This is a genomic window from Neisseria animaloris, from assembly GCF_900637855.1.
Classification (GTDB): domain Bacteria; phylum Pseudomonadota; class Gammaproteobacteria; order Burkholderiales; family Neisseriaceae; genus Neisseria; species Neisseria animaloris.
The window spans coordinates 708,605-730,786 of the sequence record NZ_LR134440.1; the positions used below are offsets into that span (position 1 = coordinate 708,605).

General features: G+C 51.5%; 15 protein-coding genes and 2 rRNA genes. 6 read left to right on the forward strand and 11 right to left on the reverse strand.

Features of this window, described 5'->3' with window-relative positions:
• Positions 1 to 10 precede the first annotated feature (10 nt).
• From folC to purF, 4 genes are read left to right on the forward strand one after another with little or no spacing between them, the layout of a single operon-like run.
• Positions 11 to 1,297, forward strand: coding sequence for a bifunctional tetrahydrofolate synthase/dihydrofolate synthase (gene folC / locus EL216_RS03445; protein ID WP_085390374.1), 1,287 nt, complete (start codon positions 11 to 13; stop codon positions 1,295 to 1,297).
• Between the two features lie 12 nt (positions 1,298 to 1,309).
• The gene (locus EL216_RS03450; protein WP_085390373.1) at positions 1,310 to 2,485 is read left to right on the forward strand and encodes an SPOR domain-containing protein; all 1,176 of its coding nucleotides are present in this window, start codon (positions 1,310 to 1,312) and stop codon (positions 2,483 to 2,485) included.
• Between the two features lie 2 nt (positions 2,486 to 2,487).
• Positions 2,488 to 2,985 carry a CvpA family protein gene (locus EL216_RS03455; protein WP_085390372.1) on the forward strand — a complete coding sequence of 166 codons (498 nt, stop codon included), beginning with the start codon at positions 2,488 to 2,490 and terminating at the stop codon, positions 2,983 to 2,985.
• A gap of 20 nt (positions 2,986 to 3,005) precedes the next feature.
• Positions 3,006 to 4,550 carry an amidophosphoribosyltransferase gene (gene purF / locus EL216_RS03460; RefSeq protein WP_085390371.1) on the forward strand — a complete coding sequence of 515 codons (1,545 nt, stop codon included), beginning with the start codon at positions 3,006 to 3,008 and terminating at the stop codon, positions 4,548 to 4,550.
• Positions 4,551 to 4,644: 94 nt separating this feature from the next.
• Here purF and EL216_RS03465 read toward each other — a convergent pair whose 3' ends face one another.
• The 3 genes from EL216_RS03465 to EL216_RS03475 all read right to left on the reverse strand — a co-directional run bounded on the left by EL216_RS03465 (position 4,645) and on the right by EL216_RS03475 (position 8,700).
• On the reverse strand, positions 4,645 to 5,283 hold the full coding sequence (locus tag EL216_RS03465) for a LysE/ArgO family amino acid transporter (protein ID WP_085390370.1): 639 nt from the start codon (positions 5,281 to 5,283) through the stop codon (positions 4,645 to 4,647).
• 26 nt (positions 5,284 to 5,309) lie between these two features.
• Complete coding sequence (gene recD, locus EL216_RS03470; RefSeq protein WP_085390369.1) at positions 5,310 to 7,079, reverse strand: exodeoxyribonuclease V subunit alpha; 1,770 nt, start codon at positions 7,077 to 7,079, stop codon at positions 5,310 to 5,312.
• 79 nt (positions 7,080 to 7,158) lie between these two features.
• A complete protein-coding gene (locus tag EL216_RS03475) occupies positions 7,159 to 8,700 on the reverse strand; it encodes an L-lactate MFS transporter (RefSeq protein WP_085390368.1) in 1,542 nt (513 codons plus the stop codon).
• Between the two features lie 374 nt (positions 8,701 to 9,074).
• Here EL216_RS03475 and nadE point away from each other — a divergent pair, with 374 nt between their 5' ends.
• Both nadE and tadA read left to right on the forward strand, forming a co-directional pair.
• Positions 9,075 to 9,866: an NAD(+) synthase gene (gene nadE / locus EL216_RS03480; RefSeq protein ID WP_085390367.1), complete on the forward strand. Its 792-nt coding sequence runs from the start codon at positions 9,075 to 9,077 to the stop codon at positions 9,864 to 9,866.
• A 99-nt stretch (positions 9,867 to 9,965) separates the two neighbouring features.
• Positions 9,966 to 10,682: a tRNA adenosine(34) deaminase TadA gene (tadA, locus tag EL216_RS03485; RefSeq protein ID WP_085390366.1), complete on the forward strand. Its 717-nt coding sequence runs from the start codon at positions 9,966 to 9,968 to the stop codon at positions 10,680 to 10,682.
• Between the two features lie 81 nt (positions 10,683 to 10,763).
• Here the strand turns inward: tadA and greA are convergent, their stop codons facing one another.
• From greA to EL216_RS03525, 8 genes are all read right to left on the reverse strand, one after another.
• Entirely contained in the window at positions 10,764 to 11,240 is a 477-nt protein-coding gene (greA, locus tag EL216_RS03490; protein WP_085390518.1) for a transcription elongation factor GreA, read from the reverse strand.
• A 378-nt stretch (positions 11,241 to 11,618) separates the two neighbouring features.
• Complete coding sequence (locus EL216_RS03495) at positions 11,619 to 12,140, reverse strand: single-stranded DNA-binding protein (RefSeq protein ID WP_085390365.1); 522 nt, start codon at positions 12,138 to 12,140, stop codon at positions 11,619 to 11,621.
• Complete coding sequence (locus tag EL216_RS03500; RefSeq protein WP_085390364.1) at positions 12,140 to 13,525, reverse strand: MFS transporter; 1,386 nt, start codon at positions 13,523 to 13,525, stop codon at positions 12,140 to 12,142. Before EL216_RS03500 ends, EL216_RS03495 begins: the two co-directional genes overlap by 1 nt.
• Positions 13,526 to 13,849: 324 nt before the next feature.
• Positions 13,850 to 14,479, reverse strand: coding sequence for a lytic transglycosylase domain-containing protein (locus EL216_RS03505; protein ID WP_085390363.1), 630 nt, complete (start codon positions 14,477 to 14,479; stop codon positions 13,850 to 13,852).
• Between the two features lie 133 nt (positions 14,480 to 14,612).
• Positions 14,613 to 17,807, reverse strand: a complete 3,195-nt coding sequence (locus EL216_RS03510; RefSeq protein ID WP_126300831.1) for a DNA translocase FtsK — start codon at positions 17,805 to 17,807, stop codon at positions 14,613 to 14,615.
• 400 nt (positions 17,808 to 18,207) lie between these two features.
• Positions 18,208 to 18,501 carry a ComEA family DNA-binding protein gene (locus EL216_RS03515; RefSeq protein WP_085390361.1) on the reverse strand — a complete coding sequence of 98 codons (294 nt, stop codon included), beginning with the start codon at positions 18,499 to 18,501 and terminating at the stop codon, positions 18,208 to 18,210.
• 249 nt (positions 18,502 to 18,750) lie between these two features.
• A 5S ribosomal RNA gene (gene rrf / locus EL216_RS03520) occupies positions 18,751 to 18,863 on the reverse strand.
• A gap of 152 nt (positions 18,864 to 19,015) precedes the next feature.
• Positions 19,016 to 21,901: ribosomal RNA gene (locus EL216_RS03525) — 23S ribosomal RNA — on the reverse strand.
• Positions 21,902 to 22,182 lie beyond the last annotated feature (281 nt).

The following is a 22,182-nucleotide window of genomic DNA, read 5'->3' on the forward strand; positions in this document are numbered from 1 at the left end:
CAACACCATCATGAAAACACTCAACGACTGGTTATCACATCTCGAAACCGCACACAGCGCAGGCTTGATCGACATGGGTTTGTCGCGCGTGGGCGAAGTCAAAACCGCCATGAACCTCAACCCGCAATGCCCCGTGATTGTTGTGGCAGGCACCAACGGCAAAGGTTCGGTTTGCGCCTTTCTCACGCAAATCTACAAACAGGCGGGCTTCAAAGTAGGCACCCTCACCAGCCCGCACCTGCTCACATTCAACGAACGCATCGCCGTCAACGCCGAGCCGGTGAGCGACGAAACCATCGTCGCATCGTTCGAGCGCATCGAAGCCGCTCGCGGCGATATTTCGCTGACTTATTTCGAGTTCAACACCTTAGCCGCCGTCGATATTTTCATGCGCGAACAAGTCGACGTGATGGTGCTCGAAGTCGGCTTGGGCGGCCGCTTGGATGCCGTCAACATCTTCGATGCCGACTGCGCCGTCGTTACCAGCATCGATTTAGACCACCAATCCTTCTTGGGCGACACCGTCGAACAAGTCGGCTACGAAAAAGCAGGCGTGTTCCGCAGCGGCAAACCCGCCATCTGCGGCCAAAACCCGCCGCCCGAATCCCTACGCCGACATGCCGAAAACATCGGCGCGGAACTGCTGCTGATCAAGCGCGATTTCGATTTCAGCAAACTCGAACAGCAGCAATGGTCGTTCCATTTCCACCCGCAATCCGGCCAAGTGTTTTCAGACGGCCTCAAACGCAACCGCAACGCCCTGCCGATTCCCGCCCTGCGCGGCGCATACCAATTGAACAACGCCGCCTGCGCGCTGTCCGTTATCGAATGCTTAAACGACAAACTGCCCATCGACATCGGCTCTATCAAACGCGGCCTGCTGCTGGTGAGTAACCCCGGCCGCTTCCAAGTGCTGCCCGGCCGCCCGCTGGTGATTCTCGACGTAGGCCACAACCCGCATGCCGCCCGCGCCTTGCGGCAAGGGCTGATGGCGTTGCCGTTCGCCCAAAAACGCACCGCCGTGTTCAGCATCTTGGCCGACAAAGACATCGACCAAGTGCTCGACATCGTTAAAGATCAGTTCGACGAATGGTACATCGCCCCGCTGCACCTGCCGCGCGGCATGGATATAGATTCATTAAGCCGGAAACTGGCCGAACACAACATCGAAAACATAACCTGTTTCAACAATATTCAGACGGCCTTCCAAGCAGCTTTGGCGGCTTCTTCGGAAAATGATAGAATTACCGTTTTCGGTTCATTCCACACCGTTGCCGAGGTTATGGCAACGTTGTAACAGGGTTCAGATATGGCAAACCACCGCAACCGCTTAAGCTCTTTGAGCGAATACGAACAGCTGAAACGCAAAAACCGCCGCCGCTTGGTCGGTGCTTCGGTATTGGTTGTGCTGGCAGGTATCCTGCTGGCAAAAGTTTTGAACCAAGACAGTGAGCAGGATGAAGCCGCCCGAAACATCAGCATTGAAAAACCCGCCTCATCTGTTCAGACGGCCTCAGAAGATGTGCCGAAAATCTCCATTGATAACCGGCCTGCCGCCGAAGACGACGCTTCCGATTTATCACCTGCCGTCGTGCTGGAGCCCGCTCCTGCCGGCAACACCAAACAAACCGAATTGAACAACCCTTTGCTTGAGCAGCATGAAACGGCACAGCCCGCACCCGAACCGGTGTCGGAACCTATGCCTGATACCGTTCCGGAAAAAACGGTTCCCTCCAAACCAACCGTACCACCGGAAACCGCCGAGCAAGCCGAACCGGTCAAACCGCCCAAACCGAAACCCGTTGAGCCTAAACCTGCCGAAGCCGAGGAAGACAACGCGCCTCCGCCGGTAGTCGTTATCAATAACCGTGTAGAGCCGGACTCAAAAGCACAGGCGGAACACAAAGCCGCCGAAGCAAAAAAAGCCGCCGAACGCGCCGCAGCCAGAAAACAAGCCGAACAGAAACAGGCGGCAGCCGCGCAACAAAAATCAAACGGCCAGAAAAAAGCCGAAGAAGCCAAACAGCAAAAAGCCCGGGAACAGGCAACCAAAGAAGCGGAGCGCAAAAAACAGGCCGAACGCGAAGCAAACCGCCTGAAAGCGAAAGCAGAAGCCGACAAACGTGCAGCGGAAGCCGCCAAGAAAAAACAGCAGGCGGAAAGCCGGAAAAACGCAGAAGACGCTTTAAACAACAAATCCGGGCCGTCTGAAAAAAGCGATCCCAAAACCATTTTGGAAGGCAAACAGGCTTCAAGCGGCAAAGCCATCATTCAGGCCGGAGCATACAGCAACCGCGATCAGGCCAAACACATACAGCAAAAACTCGCCGATGCCGGTGTAAGCGCATATGTCAGCGAAGCCCAAACCAGCAAAGGTAAAATCTACCGCGTACGCACGGGCAGCTACCCCGATCGGGATGCGGCAAACCGTGCCCTGAGCAAACTCCGCCAAAAAGGGTTGGACGGCATCGTGATTGGTCAATAAAAATGGCAATATTCGATATTCTCGCTTTGGGTGTGATCGCCGCCAGCATCATCGTTTCCATGGTGCGCGGCGTAATTACCGAAATAGCCTCGCTGCTCACATGGATTGCGGCTTTCATCATCGCTAAAATGTTTGCCGCGCCTTTTGCCGACATCGCCTTCAGTTCGGTAAGCCCGCACGGGTTGGCTGTAGCCTTATCTTTTGTATTATTGTTTTTTGCTGCATGGCTTGTGCAGCATTTTTTACGCTCGCTGCTCACTTCTGCGGTATCGGCAATGGGTTTGGGTAGCATCAACCGCATGCTCGGCGGGGTTTTCGGCGCGGCCAAAGGCGTTTTGCTGGTTACTTTGGCCGTCTTAATCTGCTCGTTCACCGATTTGCCGCAAACATCCGACTGGCAGCAATCGTTCAGCGCAGTATATTTCGAAGCCTTGGCGCAGCTCGCCGTGCCTTATCTGCCGCCGGCGGTGGCCGATAAAATTCAGTATCCGACGCTTTAACCTTTGGAGAACCTTAAAAAATGTGTGGCGTATTAGGTCTGGTAGGACATCAACCCGTAAACCAAAGCCTGTATGACGGCTTGCAAATGCTGCAACACCGCGGCCAGGATGCGGCAGGCATCGTTACTGCCGAAGGCAATATTTTCCACATGCACAAAGGTAAAGGCATGGTGCGCGATGTCTTCCGCACCCGCAATATGCGCGAATTAACCGGCAATGCAGGCATTGCCCACGTCCGCTACCCTACTGCGGGCAATGCGGGCAGCAGCGCAGAATCGCAGCCGTTTTACGTCAGCTCGCCTTTCGGCATCGTGCTGGCACACAACGGCAACCTCACCAACACCGACGAGCTGTATGAAAACGTCTGCAACAAACATCTGCGCCATATCAATACCCGCTCCGATTCCGAAGTACTGCTCAACGTATTTGCCCACGAATTACGCCGCGAGGTCAGCGGGTCGGCCGGCAACATATTGAGTGTGGATAATATTTTTAATGCAGTGTCCGAATTGCACAAACGGGTACGCGGCGCATACGGTGTGGTGGCCTTGATTGCAGGCTACGGCATGGTAGCCTTCCGCGATCCTTACGGTATCCGTCCGCTCACTTTAGGTACGCAAACCGACGAAAACGGCAAAATATCTTATGCTGTTGCGTCCGAATCGGTAGCATTCAACAGCCTGGCTTTCGACTTGGAACGCGACATTGCCCCCGGAGAAGCCGTGTTCGTCACTTTCGAAGGAGAATTTTTCTCACGCCAATGTGCTGAAAATCCCAAACTCAGCCCTTGTTTGTTTGAATATGTTTACTTTGCCCGCCCCGATTCGGTTATCGACGGCGTATCTGTATATCAGGCGCGCTTGAATATGGGCGTTACACTTGCCGAAAAAGTAAAGCAAGAGCTGCCTATCGATGACATTGATGTCGTTATGCCCGTGCCCGACACCAGCCGTCCCAGTGCAATGGAGCTCGCCCACCATTTGGGTAAGCCTTACCGCGAAGGGCTGATTAAAAACCGTTACATCGGCCGTACCTTTATCATGCCCGGCCAAGCCACCCGCAAAAAATCGGTACGCCAAAAACTCAGCCCGATGGAATGCGAATTCAAGGGCAAAAGTGTTTTACTGGTCGACGATTCCATTGTCCGCGGTACCACCAGCCGTGAAATCGTAGAAATGGTGCGCTCATCCGGTGCACGCAAAGTTTATTTTGCTTCCGCCGCTCCTGAAGTGCGCTTTCCCAACGTTTACGGCATCGATATGCCTACCCGTGAAGAATTGATTGCCAACGGCCGCAGTGTCAGCGAAATAGCACGTGAAATCAGTGCAGACGGCTGTGTGTTTCAAAATTTGGATGAGTTGGAACAAGTAATCCGGCAGCTCAACCCCGATATTGACGGTTTCGATGCATCATGCTTCAGCGGCTGTTACTTAACCGGCAACATCGATGAAAACTACCTGCAACGATTGTCGGCAGGCAGATTGTCGGCTGTTGTTACCCATCAGCCCACGGGAAAAGTTGAATCCGGCATCCAGATCAGCAATGAAATTGATGACGACGAATAAATGCCGTATCCGGCGCCCCGTTTACCAATCCCGACCTTTTGCCTGACAAAACGCCAGTTGCATCCGCATACTGGCTTTTTAATATTAAATTTCGTCAACTTCCTTTCGGAAACAGACTGAACACTTGCCGCAACAAACCATAAGCCAGATAAAACATCATTATGGCAATCAGGCTGTCGAGTATCCGCCAAATCCGCTCGCGGCGGAACAAAGGTTGTAATAGGCGTGCTCCGTAGCCCAGTCCTGCGAACCACACCCCTGAAGCCGTTACCGCGCCAATAAGGAATTTCAATTTATCCGCTGCGGACAAACCGGCCGCACTGCCGCCAATCAATATCACGGTATCCAAGTAAACATGCGGGTTAAGCAAAGTCAACGCAAGCGTGGCGGCTGCCGCCTGCAGCGCCGACGGAGTAGCCGTATCCGCCTCGCCCGCTATCGAAAGATGCCCGCCACCTTTGTAAGCACGTCTGAAGCTGAGTGCGCCATAACCCAGCAAAAACAATCCTCCGGCCAGCGATAAGGCGGCAGTTGCATATACGTTATCGGAAAGCAGCGCGGAAATACCGAATACCCCCAAACCGATAAGTGCCAAATCGCACAACCAGCACAAGGAAACCACCACGCCTACATTTTGTTTCAGCAGCCCTTTTCGCAATACAAACGCATTTTGTGCGCCGATGGCAACGATCAAACCTGCCGAAATCATGAATCCGTTTAAAAAAGCCGTCATCTTAAAAGTTTTCCTTCTAACCTGTTTTACCGTCCGGCTCTCTCGCCGTTTTCCGCATAATCTGCAAAGCGTTCGGCTATCATTTCACGCAAAGCACTCCGCCTGTTGCAGCTTTCCCGGCAGGCCGTCTGAAAACCGTCCTGAGTGCCCCAAAACACAAACCGCCCGCGGGCACGGGTAACGGCGGTATAAAGCAAGGCTCTGGAAAAACCTTCTGCACTGCCGCGATTTTCTACCGAAGGCGGCAACAGCCACACTTCGCGATACTCCGAACCTTGGCTTTTATGCACGGTAAGCGCAAATGCGGTTTCGTGTTCAGGCAGACGGCTGAGGGCGATTTTGCGGTAGCCTTCCACACTTGGAAAATAAGCTGCCAACATGTCAGGAGCGGTATCATCAGGCATTACCAAACCGACATCGCCATTAAACAAGTCCAGTGCGTAATCATTACGCGTAATCATCACCGCCTGCCCCGCAAACCACGGCACATCGGCACCGGCACGCCCGTAGCGTTGCAGGCAGCGGCGGTATTCCTCGTTAAAGGCCGCCGCATCATCGCGCCATGCCGCCAACACTACTGCGTCGGTTTGATGTTCAAACGCCTTTTTCACATCGCCCGCGTCGACAGCCTGCCAATAATCGGCGTGCTTGTCGCACAGCCATTCCGCCTGCTGCCTGCTGCTGCCCGTGCATACTTCCAACTCGTCAGGGAAACGGGCAAACTGCGCCCATGCGGTTTCAGCATCACCCTCCACTACCGCCCGAGCCAAACAGCCGATACCGCTGTTTTCACCAAAACGGTGGCTGGTTTTCAGACGGCCTACGTTCTGCGACAACGGCGGCGGATGATCGGCAACGGTAAATCCGTGCTGCGGCAACATGGCGGCAAGCTCTTGCGCCGTATCCGAATCCAGCACCGTTTCTTGTGCCAATTCCGCCAGCACCGCACCCGCACCCACCGAAGGTAACTGGTTTTCATCGCCCAGCAAAATCACACGACACCCCTGAGGCACGGCACGCAGCAAATGCAATAGCAGCGACACATCCAACATCGAGGCTTCATCTACCACCAGAATATCCAGCGGTAACGGTTGTTCACCATTAAACAGCGGCTGCATCTGCGGCGGCCTTAACTTGAGCAGGCGGTGAACGGTTTGGCCTTCGAGTTGCAGCAAATGCCGCTTAGCTTTTTCGGGCAGTTCAAATCGGTTTAACGCTTTATGCAACGCCCGTGCCATGTGCGCGGCAGCTTTACCCGTGGGTGCCGCCAGTGCGATTCGGGGCAGTTGCGTATTGCTACCGCACAAAAGGCCGAGCAGCTTAGCCACCGTAGTGGTTTTACCCGTGCCGGGGCCACCACTGATCAGCATAAACGGCTGTAATAACGCCAAAGCCGCTGCATCGCGTTGGCCTTCGCTGCCTTTTTCACCGAACCATTCCGCCAAGTTCCGCCCTGCCTGCAACCAGTCTACCGCTTCAACTTCCGCTACCGCCAACCGCACGATTTCCGCCGCCAAATCGCGTTCGAGCTGCCACATTCTGCCGAGAAAAAGCCGTTTTCCTTCCAACACCAGCGGCATGCCCTCTCCCTTGCCGACCACATTTGAGGCCGCTGCCAACTCCGCCGCTTCGCGGTTGTCCAACCAAATAAAGGAATGTCCGTCCTGCAAGGCGGCAAACAGGCGCGGAATATAAGGAGCGGCAACGGCGGTATCGGCGGGAGCATGGCGTTCGAGAAAAGCAACGGCAGCTTCGGCGGCGGCTTGGTCGGAATCGGATGGCAAAGCAGTAGTCATTTCTTTATCTCTGAATACAAAAGGCCGTCTGAAAAGTTTCAGACGGCCTGAATTATAGCTGAAGAAGGCAAGGTAAAAGTTAGCGGAACAAATCCATCACTTTCGCAAACACCATCACTACGCCATAGCTGAGCGGCACGGCAGCCAACGCCCAGCGCGACCATACTTTCATGCCGCCGTGCGATACCCTGTCTACCGCCAGATAAGCATCGGAAAGCGTGGTTTCATCGGAAGGATTATGGCTTTCCGCCGCTTCTTTCACGCTTTTATCGTGGTGTTTTTCATGCACGGGTTTTACCCACAAATTGCACAGCAACCCGGCAACCAACAAAGCCGCCATAATATACATGGTAATGCTGTAAGCCTGTGCCGCAGGTACGCCGCTGTCAATCTGGCTTTGGCGGATATAGTTCACCAGCACGGGACCGAGCACGGCGGCGGCAGACCATGCCAGCAATAAACGGCCGTGAATCGCACCTACCTGCAACGTGCCGAACAAATCTTTCAGATAAGCCGGAATCGCCGCAAACCCGCCGCCATACATCGACATAATCACGCAGAAACCGATAACGAACAGCGTTTTGTTTCCGCTCTCGCCCAAAGAAGGCACGGCGAAATACAACAGCGAACCCAGCACGAAAAACACCGTATAAGTATTTTTACGGCCGATTTTGTCGGAAATACTCGACCAGAAAAAGCGGCCGCCCATATTGAACAGACTGAGCAAACCTACAAAACCCGCCGCCGCTGCCGCACTAACCGCCGCACTTTTGCCGACCGATGTTTCGGAAAACAATTCCTGAATCATCACCGAAGCCTGCCCCAACACACCGATACCGGCAGTTACGTTCAGGCATAAAATCCAAAACAGCAGCCAAAACTGTGGGGTTTTTACCGCTTGGGCTGCATTCACATGGTTTTTACTGACCAATTTTTTGCTCTTTACCGGCGGCACAAAACCTTTAGGCCGCCAGTTTTCGGCAGGCACGCGGATGGTAAACACGCCGAACATCATAAAAACAAAATAAAAAACCCCCAGCACCACAAATGTTTCGGCCACGCCGGTGGAAACCGGGCTGCCAAAGAAATTCATCAACGCCACAGAAAGCGGCGAAGCCAGCATCGCGCCGCCGCCGAAGCCCATAATGGCCAAGCCGGTTGCCATGCCGGGTTTGTCGGGAAACCATTTCATTAAGGTCGACACCGGCCCGATATAGCCCAACCCCAAACCCACGCCGCCGAGCACACCGTTACCCAAATACAGCAGCCAAAGATTATGCGTGTGCACGCCCAAAGCGGCAACCAAAAAACCCGAGCCGAAACAACATGCAGCCACAAACATTGCTTTACGCGGACCTACACGCTCCATCCAAGTGCCGAACAACGCAGCCGACGCACCCAACACCGCCAGCGCAATACTGAAAATCCATCCCACAGTAGCCAGCTTCCAATCACCGGAAGCCGGTTCGGTGATACCGATGATTTTGGTTAACGGTGCATTGAACACGGAATAGGCATAAATCTGCCCGATGGATAAATGAACCGCCAATGCCGCGGGCGGAACCAGCCAACGGTTGAAATCCCCTTTGGCAACGGTATTTTCCCTGTCTAAAAAAGACATGATTTTCCTTGTAAAAATGTGTGTGTAAACAAAAGGCTTTGCGAAACGGCAGAAATTTTACCAAAAACCGACTAGCCTCCGCACAAAAGCGGGCTTGATTTATTTGCACTTCCAACGCGCAGAAAATTCATATTCGGCCGTGAAAAACTAAATCGAGCAACCGTAACAGCCACACCGTTCACACGGAGGCTGTCGTTATAATCGTCAACAAACTTTTATCATGGTCTATTATGCCGGGCTTGCCCCGAAGATGGCGTATGTTATTTTCAAGCTGCCTCTCTCATAGAGGCCGTCTGAAAACCCGCCGCCTTTTCAGACGGCCTCGAATCACGTTATATTTACACTTTTACCGCTTACCGCCCGAAAGGAACACCATGCAAACCCAAGCCGTTATCGACCACATCACCGGTTGGTTGAAAGATTATGCCGCCGCAGCCCGCGCCAAAGGCTTTATCGTCGGTGTTTCAGGCGGCATCGATTCTGCCGTGGTATCCATTCTCGCCGCCCGCACCGGCCTGCCTACGCTGCTTTTGGAAATGCCCATCCGCCAAAAAACCGACCAAGTCGACCGCGCCCAAGCGCATATCGACGATTTGAAACGCCGTTTTCCCAACGTGCGCGGCGAACGCATCGACCTCACCCCCACCTTTGATACTTTCGCCCAAACCGTGGACGTGGACGAAACCGACTATCCGGCCAAACAGCTCGCCCTTGCCAACGCCCGTTCCCGCCTGCGTATGGTTACACTTTATTACTACGGCCAAATCAACGGCCTGCTCGTTACCGGCACCGGTAATAAAGTGGAAGATTTCGGCGTGGGCTTCTTTACCAAATACGGCGATGGCGGCGTGGACATCAGCCCGATTGCCGACCTGCTGAAAACGCAAATCTACACGCTGGCTGCCGCACTGAACGTTATCGAATCCATCCAAACCGCCGTGCCTACCGACGGTTTGTGGGATACCGAACGCACCGACGAACAGCAAATGGGCGCAAGCTACTCCGAGCTTGAATGGGCGATGACGGTTTACGGCAAATACGGCCCCGAAGAATTTGAAGGCCGCCAACGCGAAGTGCTGAAAATCTACACCCGCCTGCACCGCGCCATGCAGCATAAAGTCAACCCCATTCCCATTTGCCCGATTCCGCCCGAGCTGCTGGCCTGACCCATCAAACATCGAAACAGCCCTCAGGCCGTCTGAAAACATATCCGCCAACCCATCTTTTTCAGACGGCCTCAAACCACTTCAAACAACACTCCCGCCATGCAGCTCACCACTCCGCCCCTTGCCCCCAAAACCCTGCAAACCCTCCGTACACTCGATATCCGCACACTTGAAGATTTGCACAAGCACGGAGCGGTACAAACTTTCCTGTTGCTCAAAGCAGCAGGGCTAACCGTTACCCGCAGCACCTTATGGCAGCTTGCCGCCCTTTCGAACGAAACCCGCCCCCAAGATTTAAGCCTTGCAGAAAAAAACGACCTGCTCGAAGCCGTCCGCCGACACCCGCCCGTCGACATCTTCCCGATGCCGTCTGAAATGGAACACTTTATGCAAACGGCCCTGCAACAAGCAGGGCAATCCGCCGCCTTGGGCGAAATACCGGTCGGTGCCGTCGTCGTAAAAAACGGCACACTAATCGCCGCCGCACACAACACCTGCATTCACAGCCGCAACATCAGCCATCACGCCGAAATACGCGCCCTTGCCGCTGCGGGAGAAGTTTTGCAAAACTACCGTCTCGACGGCTGCGATGTCTACGTTACGCTCGAACCGTGCAGCATGTGCGCCAGCGCCCTCATCCAAGCCCGCGTGCGGCGTGTGATTTACGGTGCGGCCGAACCGAAAACCGGAGCCGCCGGCAGTATCATCAACCTGTTTGCCGACACACGGCTCAACCGACACACCACCGTAAAAGGCGGCATATTGGCCGAAGAATGCGGCGCATTACTGCAAACATTCTTTCAAAACCGCCGCTAACCCGGTTCTTACCCGCCATATGAAAGAGGCCGTCTGAAAACTTTTCAGACGGCCTCTCCCGATCGATTCGATTCAAACCAATCAAATATATTCCACAGCCACAATATCATACTCGCGCAAACCGCTCGGAGCCTGCACCTCGGCCACATCGCCTTCTTCTTTACCGATTAAAGCGCGGGCGATAGGCGAACCGACATAAATTTTATTAAGTTTGATATCGGCTTCATCCTCACCCACGATTTGGTAACGTACCTGCTCTTCAGTATTCAAATCTTCCAAAGTAACGGTTGCGCCGAACACCACCTTACCTTCGGCATGAATCTCGGCAGGATTGATGATATGAGCGCGGGCAAGTTTATGCTCCACATCGGCAATACGGCCCTCAATGAAACCCTGACGCTCCTTAGCAGCCTCATATTCGGCATTCTCCGACAAATCACCATGCGATCGCGCTTCTGCAATCGCCTCGATAACAGCTGGACGCGCCACACTTTTCAGATGTTGCAATTCTTCTTTCAATAATTCGGCACCACGCACGGTTAAAGGAATTTTCTGCATGTTTCTCTCCAAAAAAACGGCTTCATACCCGAATAAGAAAGCACAACCATCATGCAAAGCAAAATGCTCTACAATCAATCTGCAACCTTCCCCGATATACGCCGTAATCAATCCGGTTCTGTAAATAAAAATACAAGCCGCCCGAATCCGGCGGCTTGTTTGACTTTTGTTAAACGGCATTGTACCAAAGAAGGCAGAAAAAGCAACATCGTTACCCGCTTTAAGAGGCCGTCTGAAAAAACCTGTGGGCTTATCTATACAGTTTTCAGACAATCAACCCTGTCAGGTTGATAACTACCTATAGTAAAAAGAGAAACTTTATGCCGTTCCGGTTTCTCTTTTTGCGGTATCCTTCTATATTTTATGCTGAAGAAAATTCTAGAACGGAATATCGTCGTCAATATCATCCACAGGAGCTGCCGGCGCAACCGGAGCTTGACGGCGTGGCGCGGCAGGCGGTGCGCTTGGCGCTTCCTGCTGGTAAGCAGGAGCACTTTGATAAGGCTGCTGCGAAGCAGATTGCTGATAACCACCTTGCCCGCCGTCGTATTCAGCCGAGCCGCCGCTGCGCGCGCCCAGCATTTTCATTTCGCTGCCGATAATATCGTAAGCCGTGCGCTCGATTCCGTCTTTGCCTACATATTTTCGGCTTTGGATACGGCCTTCGATATACACGGAACTGCCTTTACGCAAGTATTGGCCTGCCACTTCTGCCAAACGGCGGTAAAGTGTGATGTTGTGCCATTCCGTGCGTTCTTGACGTTGGCCGCTGTTACGGTCATTCCAAACTTCGCTGGTTGCAATGCTGAAATTACACACGGCTTCGCCGTTCGGCATATACCGCACTTCGGGATCGCGCCCCAGATTGCCGATAAGAATCACTTTATTTAATGATGACATTACTTTACTCCTGAGATAATTTTTTCGGCGGCTGTCTGGTCGAATCCTTTCTGCAACGCCTTGATATAAACGGTTTGTTCGTCCACGCTGAAGCTCACGGCTTCCGTGCCCTGCAAGGTGGCGAGTGCGGCATGCAAATCTGCTGTACGCCCTTGCCACTCTGTCGGCACGGTAAATGCGATATTCTTAACAGGCTTGGGAGCAGGCGCGAACATTGCTATCAACATCCACAACAGCATCAACGATGTACAAAATGCAAACACCCCGCCGAAACCGTAATGCTGGAAAATCCAACCGCCCAATGCCCCGCCTGCAAACAGACCTACTGACTGCATAGTATTGTAAACACCCATTGCCGTGCCTTTTAAATCCGCTGGGGCGATTTTCGATACTATCGAAGGCAAGCTTGCTTCCAATACATTAAATCCGATGAAGTAGATAGTCAGATATACGGCAATCATCCATATTGATTCCAAACCATACAGCAATCCCATTTGCGCGGCGGCAATACAGCCGATACCGCCCAAAAACACTTGCTTTAACTTATTGCGCGTTTCACCGATGATAATCAACGGCACCATCAAAATCAGCCCGATAATGGTTGCGGGCAGATAGATTTTCCAATGTTGGATTTTATCCAGCCCTAAATGTTCCAAAGCGAAAGGCAACGAAATAAACAGAGCCATTTGTGAGGCATGAAGGGCGAAGATACCGAAATCCAAACTCAGCAACTGGGTGTTTTTTAATACTTCGCCGATTCGGGAAGGCTGTGCTTGGGTGTCTTCATGCAACTTTGATTTAACCGGATCGGGTGTAACCCATGCGACGACCGCAATGCTTATTACCGTCAGTACGCCTGTCAGCATAAATAGACCAGGTACACCGATAATCCCTGATAATGCGGGAGCCAACACCAAGCTGGCTGAGAATGTTAAGCCTATACTCAACCCTATCATGGCCATACCGCGGGTGCGTACTTCATCGCGGGTTAAGTCGGCCAGAAGCGCAGTAACCGCCGCACTGATGGCACCCGCTCCCTGCAAAGCCCGCGCCACTACGAGCATTTCCAAAGTATTGGCGGCGGCAGCCAAAAAACTGCCTGCTGCAAACACAATCAACCCGACGTAAATTACCCTTTTGCGCCCGAACTTATCCGAAGCTATCCCCAAGGGCAGCTGCAAAGCGGCTTGCGTCAAGCCGTACATGCCCATCGCCAGACCAACCAAGGTTTTGTTATTTTCGGCTCCCGGCAAAGTGGCGGCATAGAGGGCAAGCACCGGCAGTACTAAAAACATGCCGAGCATACGCAATGCATATACGCCCGCCAGAGAGCTGCTGGCACGCCATTCGAGAGGGAGCATCTGTGTGCGGTTTTGTTTTGACATAATGATATTGTATTGTTGAGGCCGTCTGAAAATGAACAGGTTGGTTAATGGGGCGATTATACAACGATTGTCTGTTTCTGTTTCAGACGGCCTGAAGATTAAACAGATAAACTTTTATCGTTGCTGCGAAATCCGATGGCCTTGCAGAGCCGTCCGCCACAGCCTTAAACAGGCGGTTTTATAAACCGCGGCACGGTAGCGGAATCGGTATGTCCGCCGCTTGCAGTCCCATACTTGTCATGATTATTTGTGTTTCACGGATTATAAAGCCGTCTGAAAAACTGCTTTTCTTTCAGACGGCTTCTCTTGAAAATACTTACAACATTATCCCCACTGCCAACGGTTGCGCCATGCGCCCAAGACTGCGTTCGGATATTTGTTGCTGCCCAAACTGCCGTTAAAACGAGCTAGTGCCCGTACCAAATTGCCTCGCTCGACATTATTGTAATGGCGCAAAATAGTACAGCCGTAACGCAGGTTGGTGCGGATATCGAAAAGATTATGCGAAGGCTTGCCGATATAGTTCTTCCAAAACGGCATTACCTGCATCAATCCGCGTGCACCGACGTTACTGATGGCGTATTGGCGAAACGCGCTTTCTACTTCAATCAGACCCAATACAACCTGTGTATCCAAACCGGCACGGCTTGATTCATATTGTATGTTGATAAGCAAACGCCGGCGTTCCCCTTCATCAGGCACATAGCGCGCCAAACGGGACGACATATCTTTCAACCAACGCTCTCCGTCTTCGGCACGGGTAAAAACCAAGCGCGGCGGATTTACATTGTTGATGGAACTGCGCATCACCGAAGCCACGTCGTCAGACAAGGTTTCTTCACGCTGCGCTCCGGCCAGCAGCAATTTCGGACTCAATAAACATGCACCGCCGGCAATCAGTAAGCGGCGGCGGTCTACGGATTCGGGAAAAAGAATAGAGGTTTTGCCATTCATAATGTGTCAGGTTTACGGTTGGTACAGGCCGTCTGAAAAGTTTCAGACGGCCTGTACGGTTCATTTTTTATTCAATACAAAAGCATTCCGATATATTTCAGACGGCCTTCTTCCAAGAGGCCGTCTGAAACCATTAATCAAGGTGTTCGCTACTTTGCGCCAATACGGTACGGTTGCCGTTGGCCTCCGGAGCCGAAACGATACCGTCGGCTTCCATTTGGTCGATCAAACGGGCGGCACGGTTGTAGCCGATGCGCAAATAACGCTGCACCGATGAAATGGTTGCTTTACGGGTTTTAATCACACAGGCAACGGCATCGTCATACATCGGATCTTGTTCTTCATCACTGCTTCGTCCGCTGTTGGCATTGCTGAACAGATCATCACCGCCCACTCCGGCAGTCAGAATATCGTCGATATAATTCGGCTCTCCGAACTGTTTGAGATATTCGACAACACGATGAACTTCATCATCCGCAACAAAGGCACCGTGCACACGCTTCGGGTAACCGGTGCCCGGCGGCAGAAACAGCATATCACCTTGCCCCAATAGATTTTCAGCCCCCATCTGGTCAAGAATCGTGCGGCTGTCGACTTTGCTGGAAACCTGAAATGCAATGCGCGTCGGAATATTGGCTTTAATCAAACCGGTAATCACATCCACACTCGGGCGCTGGGTAGCCAAAATCAAGTGGATACCCGCTGCGCGGGCTTTCTGCGCCAAACGTGCAATCAACTCTTCGATTTTCTTGCCTGCCGTCATCATCAAGTCGGCAAACTCATCCACCACCACTACGATAAACGGCAGTTTTTCCAACGGTTCGGGTTCGGAAGGCGTTAAGCTGAACGGATTAGCCATGATTTCACCGCGAGCCGCCGCTTCGGCCACTTTTTGATTAAAGCCCGCCAAATTACGCACACCGACATGGCTCATCAAACGGTAACGCTTTTCCATCTCGTTCACACACCATGTCAGCGCATTGGCGGCTAGCTTCATATCGGTAACCACCGGTGCAAGCAGATGGGGGATTCCCTCGTAAATACTCAGCTCCAGCATTTTCGGGTCTATCATAATCATGCGGACTTCATCAGGCGTTGCTTTAAACAACATTGATAAAATCATCGAATTCACGCCAACCGATTTACCCGATCCGGTCGTACCCGCCACCAATAGATGCGGTGCTTTGGCCAAATCGGTTACCACCGGTTCACCGGTAATGTCTTGCCCCAAAGCAAGCGTCAGTTTGGATTTGGATTCCTGAAAAGCAGGCGAATTGAAAATTTCACTCAAACGTATCATCTGCCGCTTGGGGTTTGGTAACTCCAAGCCCATGCAGGTTTTGCCCGGTATGGTTTCAACCACACGGATAGAAGCTACTCCTAAGGAGCGTGCCAAATCTTTTTCAAGATTCAATACAGCATTCCCACGTACGCCGACATCCGGCTCAATTTCATAGCGGGTGATAACAGGGCCAGAATAAGCATCCATCACCTTCACTTTTACTTTAAACTCAGCCAACTTTTCTTCAATGGTAATGCTGTTTTCCAACAATGCTTCTTCCGTTTGCGTTGCTGTCGGATCAAATTGCGGCGGTTGCAGCAAGTCGACTGCGGGCAAATGAGATTCGCCTTTTGAAACGGTAACGACACGCGGAATCGGCCTTACAGAGGCTGCTGTAACTGTTGTCGTTTCAGACGGCCTCACCAAATCTTCTGCCGATTGCTTCGAGGCATGCTCAAAAACTGCAGCAGTCGCTTTGTCTGTTTCATCCGAGGCCGTCTGAAAACCTTCTTTATCTGTAACTATCGGAGCGGATTCACTGATCAAACGGTCTGTAATCGTCCAGTGCGGAGCATCACTGATGTGAGCATTGACCGCAGACACTTCTGCTTCTTCATATAACATCACTCGCGGAGAAGAAACAGCAGCAGTGTTATGAAATACCGGTGGCTCGGGAATATCAATCACTTGTCGTTCCACTTCAGGCATGAAAGGAGGTTCCACAACGGTTGTCATTGAATCGGGCGCAGCAGCATAAGGCGTAAAACGGGTAGATATGGGAGATGTTCCGGCTATTTTCGGCGGCTGGAGTTTGGCCACATGACTTTGTTCGACACGCGCTGCATCAGGAATCACGCTTTCACGCATTGCCATATTAATGCGGCGGATACGTTGACGATTAACAGGTGAATCGGTTTTTGCCAAATTAGCAAACACTTCACCTTCCGGAATCACTTTCGGCTGAAGCACTTGCACTGGAGTTTGAGCCGCAACTTGACGGCGACGGGCTAAACGTTGACGCAGCAAATTGGCACGGATATCTTCCACCCCAATGGTTTCGGGAGAATTTAATGCCTGTTCGACCGATTGTATTATTTCAGTACGAGGTATCGTATGCGAAGAAATTTGTCGTACTTCTGACAACACACGTTCACGCGTCCGTTTTAACGCAGGATCATCCAAACCAATTGTTTTTAATTCAACCACAGGTTTAGGTGGCTCGATTTCTTCCAATGCGGGTCTGAACTGCCAATTAATCTCAACCACTTCCATGTCAGACGTAGGTTTGGAAATAGACGGTTGCAGTTTCGTTTCCTGCGGTTCGATATCTATCAGCGGTGTTTCCCGCAATGCACGGGTAGCCTCTTCCAAGGTAATAACCGGCAAGGAAGAATCTGTCATCTTGGCAGGGAGATATTCCCCATCTTCAAAATCCAAATAAGGTGCGGGAGCAATTGATTTTCCCGTTGCACGCAATGGTTTCTGCTCTGAAGAAATGGGCACTTCCGGCAACACTGCACCAAACATTGGAATATTATTTCCTTCTTCATCATCCGAATCAGACTGAATTGCCTCGTTTAATGAGAAAACTTGTATTTTTTCAACCTCATTCACATCCGCAAATTCATGTTGACTATCTTCTGTTATTTCTACAACATGTTTTACCTCAGACGCAGAGGCAAAGATAGGCAATTCATTCAAACCATCATCTTTATTTCCATCACGAACCATTCCTGACGTAGCATCCAACTTACGGCTGTGCTTCGGAGACAAAGCCCGAAATTTCTCTACGGTTTTATCGTACACCGCCTTAGCCTCTTCCGCCGCCTTATAAATTTGGCGTGTGTTTTTCAGATTTGGATCAACACCTCGCAATGCTTTCAGTTGTTTTCCATCCGAGGTATCAGATTCAACACCGTTATCTGTTTCTTCATGACGGCTAAGATAAGTAAGTTCCAGTAGCCACTCTTGTTCTTGGCGACGACGGATCCACAGCATACCGGCAATAGCACATAACAGCAAAATCAGTAAAAATGTCCACAACATAAACACAATGGCCTTGATTGGTTTCGGCAAAGTTGTTATTTTAACTTGTTTCAGCCTTCACTTGAAGAAATTGTTTTTATTCAAATTACTATTGGTGCATAGTGTAGAAAAATATGGCAATCAGACTTAAATAATCCCATAACACTTTTCCTAAATACATAAAATATCCGGCATGAAAATTAATCATGCCAGATAAATTTCATACCCTCTATATTGCATGCTTCGTCCATACGGTCAGGTCGGGTGTTGAGCCCGCTTTCATGACAGGACTTCATCAACACCCACGACATTATCCCTCCCAACCTCCATTATCACCCTCTTTCCTGCCACATCGGCCTCTCCCACAAACGCCAAAGGCTGCGGAGTCACCCCCACAGCCCCAACATCCTTCCAGGCTTCCTTACTTCTTCAGCACCGGCTGCGCCTTCCCTTTCGCCGATCCATGACCGGATACCACCGCCTCCACTTTCAGCTTCGACAATATCCCCTCACCGATTCCCTTTACATTCTTCAACTCGTCCACACTCTTGAACTTGCCGTTCTGCGTCCGGTATTCCACTATCGCCGCCGCCTTCGACGGCCCGATTCCCGGCAGTGCCTTCAATTCTTCCGCCGTCGCCGTATTGATGTTCACCGCCGCCAACGACCACGCCGATACCAGCAGACCCACCAGAGCCAATACATACCGTTTCATGTTTTCCCTTTCATAATATGAATTCAAATAATCTTATTGCTGTCAATAACCGCACGAATCCGGAAACATACTTCCATATCGCAGAAACAGCTGCGCTATCATAAGCATATTTCCCCTCCCGCTCAAACATTTTCAGCGCAACGCTGCCGACCCACTCCCCCACTGTCGCCCTCCCGCGACAACACCCACGTCCCTCCCCTCCAAGTAAAAACCCCCGATACTTCTCAGTATCAGGGGTTAGCAATGAGTGTCTGGCAGTGACCTACTTTCACATGGGTATCCACACTATCATCGGCGCTGAGTCGTTTCACGGTCCTGTTCGGGATGGGAAGGCGTGGGACCAACTCGCTATGGCCGCCAGACGTAAACTGTACAAATCGGGAAAGCCGTCAGGGAAATGCATCCCTTCTCTTTATTCTTCAATCAACGGTGATGGGTATCGTCTTCAAGACTGATATAAGCTTTATTTTCGAAGCCTCAACACCCACTACGGTGCAAAAGTCCTTCAAATGATAGAGTCAAGCCTCACGAGCAATTAGTATCGGTTAGCTTCACGCATTGCTGCGCTTCCACACCCGACCTATCAACGTCCTGGTCTCGAACGACTCTTTAGTGCGGTTAAACCGCAAGGGAAGTCTCATCTTCAGGCGAGTTTCGCGCTTAGATGCTTTCAGCGCTTATCTCTTCCGAACTTAGCTACCCGGCGATGCGACTGGCGTCACAACCGGTACACCAGAGGTTCGTCCACTCCGGTCCTCTCGTACTAGGAGCAGCCCCCGTCAAACTTCCAACGCCCACTGCAGATAGGGACCAAACTGTCTCACGACGTTTTAAACCCAGCTCACGTACCACTTTAAATGGCGAACAGCCATACCCTTGGGACCGACTACAGCCCCAGGATGTGATGAGCCGACATCGAGGTGCCAAACTCCGCCGTCGATATGAACTCTTGGGCGGAATCAGCCTGTTATCCCCGGAGTACCTTTTATCCGTTGAGCGATGGCCCTTCCATACAGAACCACCGGATCACTATGTCCTGCTTTCGCACCTGCTCGACTTGTCGGTCTCGCAGTTAAGCTACCTTTTGCCATTGCACTATCAGTCCGATTTCCGACCGGACCTAGGTAACCTTCGAACTCCTCCGTTACTCTTTGGGAGGAGACCGCCCCAGTCAAACTGCCTACCATGCACGGTCCCCGATCCGGATCACGGACCTGGGTTAGAACCTCAAAGCCACCAGGGTGGTATTTCAAGGACGGCTCCACAGAAACTGGCGTCTCTGCTTCTAAGCCTCCCACCTATCCTACACAAGTGACTTCAAAGTCCAATGCAAAGCTACAGTAAAGGTTCACGGGGTCTTTCCGTCTAGCAGCGGGGAGATTGCATCTTCACAACCATTTCAACTTCGCTGAGTCTCGGGAGGAGACAGTGTGGCCATCGTTACGCCATTCGTGCGGGTCGGAACTTACCCGACAAGGAATTTCGCTACCTTAGGACCGTTATAGTTACGGCCGCCGTTTACTGGGGCTTCGATCCAATGCTCTCACATCTTCAATTAACCTTCCAGCACCGGGCAGGCGTCACACCCTATACGTCCACTTTCGTGTTAGCAGAGTGCTGTGTTTTTAATAAACAGTCGCAGCCACCGATTCTCTGCGACCCTCCAATGCTTACAGAGCAAGTCTTTCACATCGAAGGGCATACCTTCTCCCGAAGTTACGGTATCAATTTGCCGAGTTCCTTCTCCCGAGTTCTCTCAAGCGCCTTAGAATTCTCATCCTGCCCACCTGTGTCGGTTTGCGGTACGGTTCTGATTTAGCTGAAGCTTAGTGGCTTTTCCTGGAAGCGTGGTATCTGTCACTTCTTGTCCGTAGACAATCGTTATCACTTCTCGGTGTATAAACATCCGGATTTGCCTAAATGTTCCACCTACCGGCTTGAACGACCTATTCCAACAGGCCGCTGACATAACCTTCTCCGTCCCCACATCGCACTAAATCAAAGTACGGGAATATTAACCCGTTTCCCATCGACTACGCATTTCTGCCTCGCCTTAGGGGCCGACTCACCCTACGCCGATGAACGTTGCGTAGGAAACCTTGGGCTTTCGGCGAGCGGGCTTTTCACCCGCTTTATCGCTACTCATGTCAACATTCGCACTTCTGATACCTCCAGCAACCTTCTCAAGTCACCTTCATCGGCCTACAGAACGCTCCCCTACCATGCACTAGGTGCATCCGCAGCTTCGGTTATAGATTTGAGCCCCGTTACATCTTCCGCGCAGGACGACTCGACCAGTGAGCTATTACGCTTTCTTTAAATGATGGCTGCTTCTAAGCCAACATCCTGGCTGTCTGGGCCTTCCCACTTCGTTTACCACTTAATCTATCATTTGGGACCTTAGCTGGCGGTCTGGGTTGTTTCCCTTTCGACAACGGACGTTAGCACCCGCTGTCTGTCTCCCATGATTGCACTTTCCGGTATTCTTAGTTTGCCATGGGTTGGTAAGTCGCAATGACCCCCTAGCCATAACAGTGCTTTACCCCCGGAAGTGATACATGAGGCACTACCTAAATAGTTTTCGGGGAGAACCAGCTATCTCCGAGTTTGTTTAGCCTTTCACCCCTATCCACAGCTCATCCCCGCATTTTGCAACATGCGTGGGTTCGGACCTCCAGTACCTGTTACGGCACCTTCATCCTGGCCATGGATAGATCACTCGGTTTCGGGTCTACACCCAGCAACTCATCGCCCTATTAAGACTCGGTTTCCCTACGCCTCCCCTATCCGGTTAAGCTCGCTACTGAATGTAAGTCGTTGACCCATTATACAAAAGGTACGCAGTCACCTAATTAATAGGCTCCCACTGTTTGTATGCATCAGGTTTCAGGTTCTATTTCACTCCCCTCCCGGGGTTCTTTTCGCCTTTCCCTCACGGTACTGGTTCACTATCGGTCGATGATGAGTATTTAGCCTTGGAGGATGGTCCCCCCATATTCAGACAGGATTCCACGTGTCCCGCCCTACTTGTCGTATACCTAGTACCACTGATGAAATTTCGAATACGGGGCTATCACCCACTATGGCCAAGCTTCCCAGCTTGTTCTCCTATCTCAACAGCTATCATATACAGGCTCCTCCACGTTCGCTCGCCACTACTTGCGGAATCTCGGTTGATTTCTTTTCCTCCGGATACTTAGATGGTTCAGTTCTCCGGGTTCGCTTCGCTTATCCTATGTATTCAGATAAGGATACCGTACAAAATACGGTGGGTTTCCCCATTCGGACATCACCGGATCATAGCTTTATTGCCAGCTCCCCGATGCTTTTCGCAGGCTTACACGTCCTTCGTCGCCTATCATCGCCAAGGCATCCACCTGATGCACTTATTCACTTGACTCTATCATTTGAAGTACCTTTTTGACTTCGTTGCTACAGCGTTGACTACCTTCGCAACTTAAAGGCCTCTACTTTGATAAAACTTACTGCTTGTTGTGTACCGAACTGTGCCTTTTGTCTTTCACAGCCCGGTCGATACAATCATCACCCAAATACTGCGGCTTACCTGTTACGGCAAGCCGACATTGTCTTTGTTTGTTGATTTCGGCTTTCCAATTTGTTAAAGATCGATGCGCTTCTTAAAAAAAGGAATAAGTAAACTTTTCCTTCTCTAACCTACAC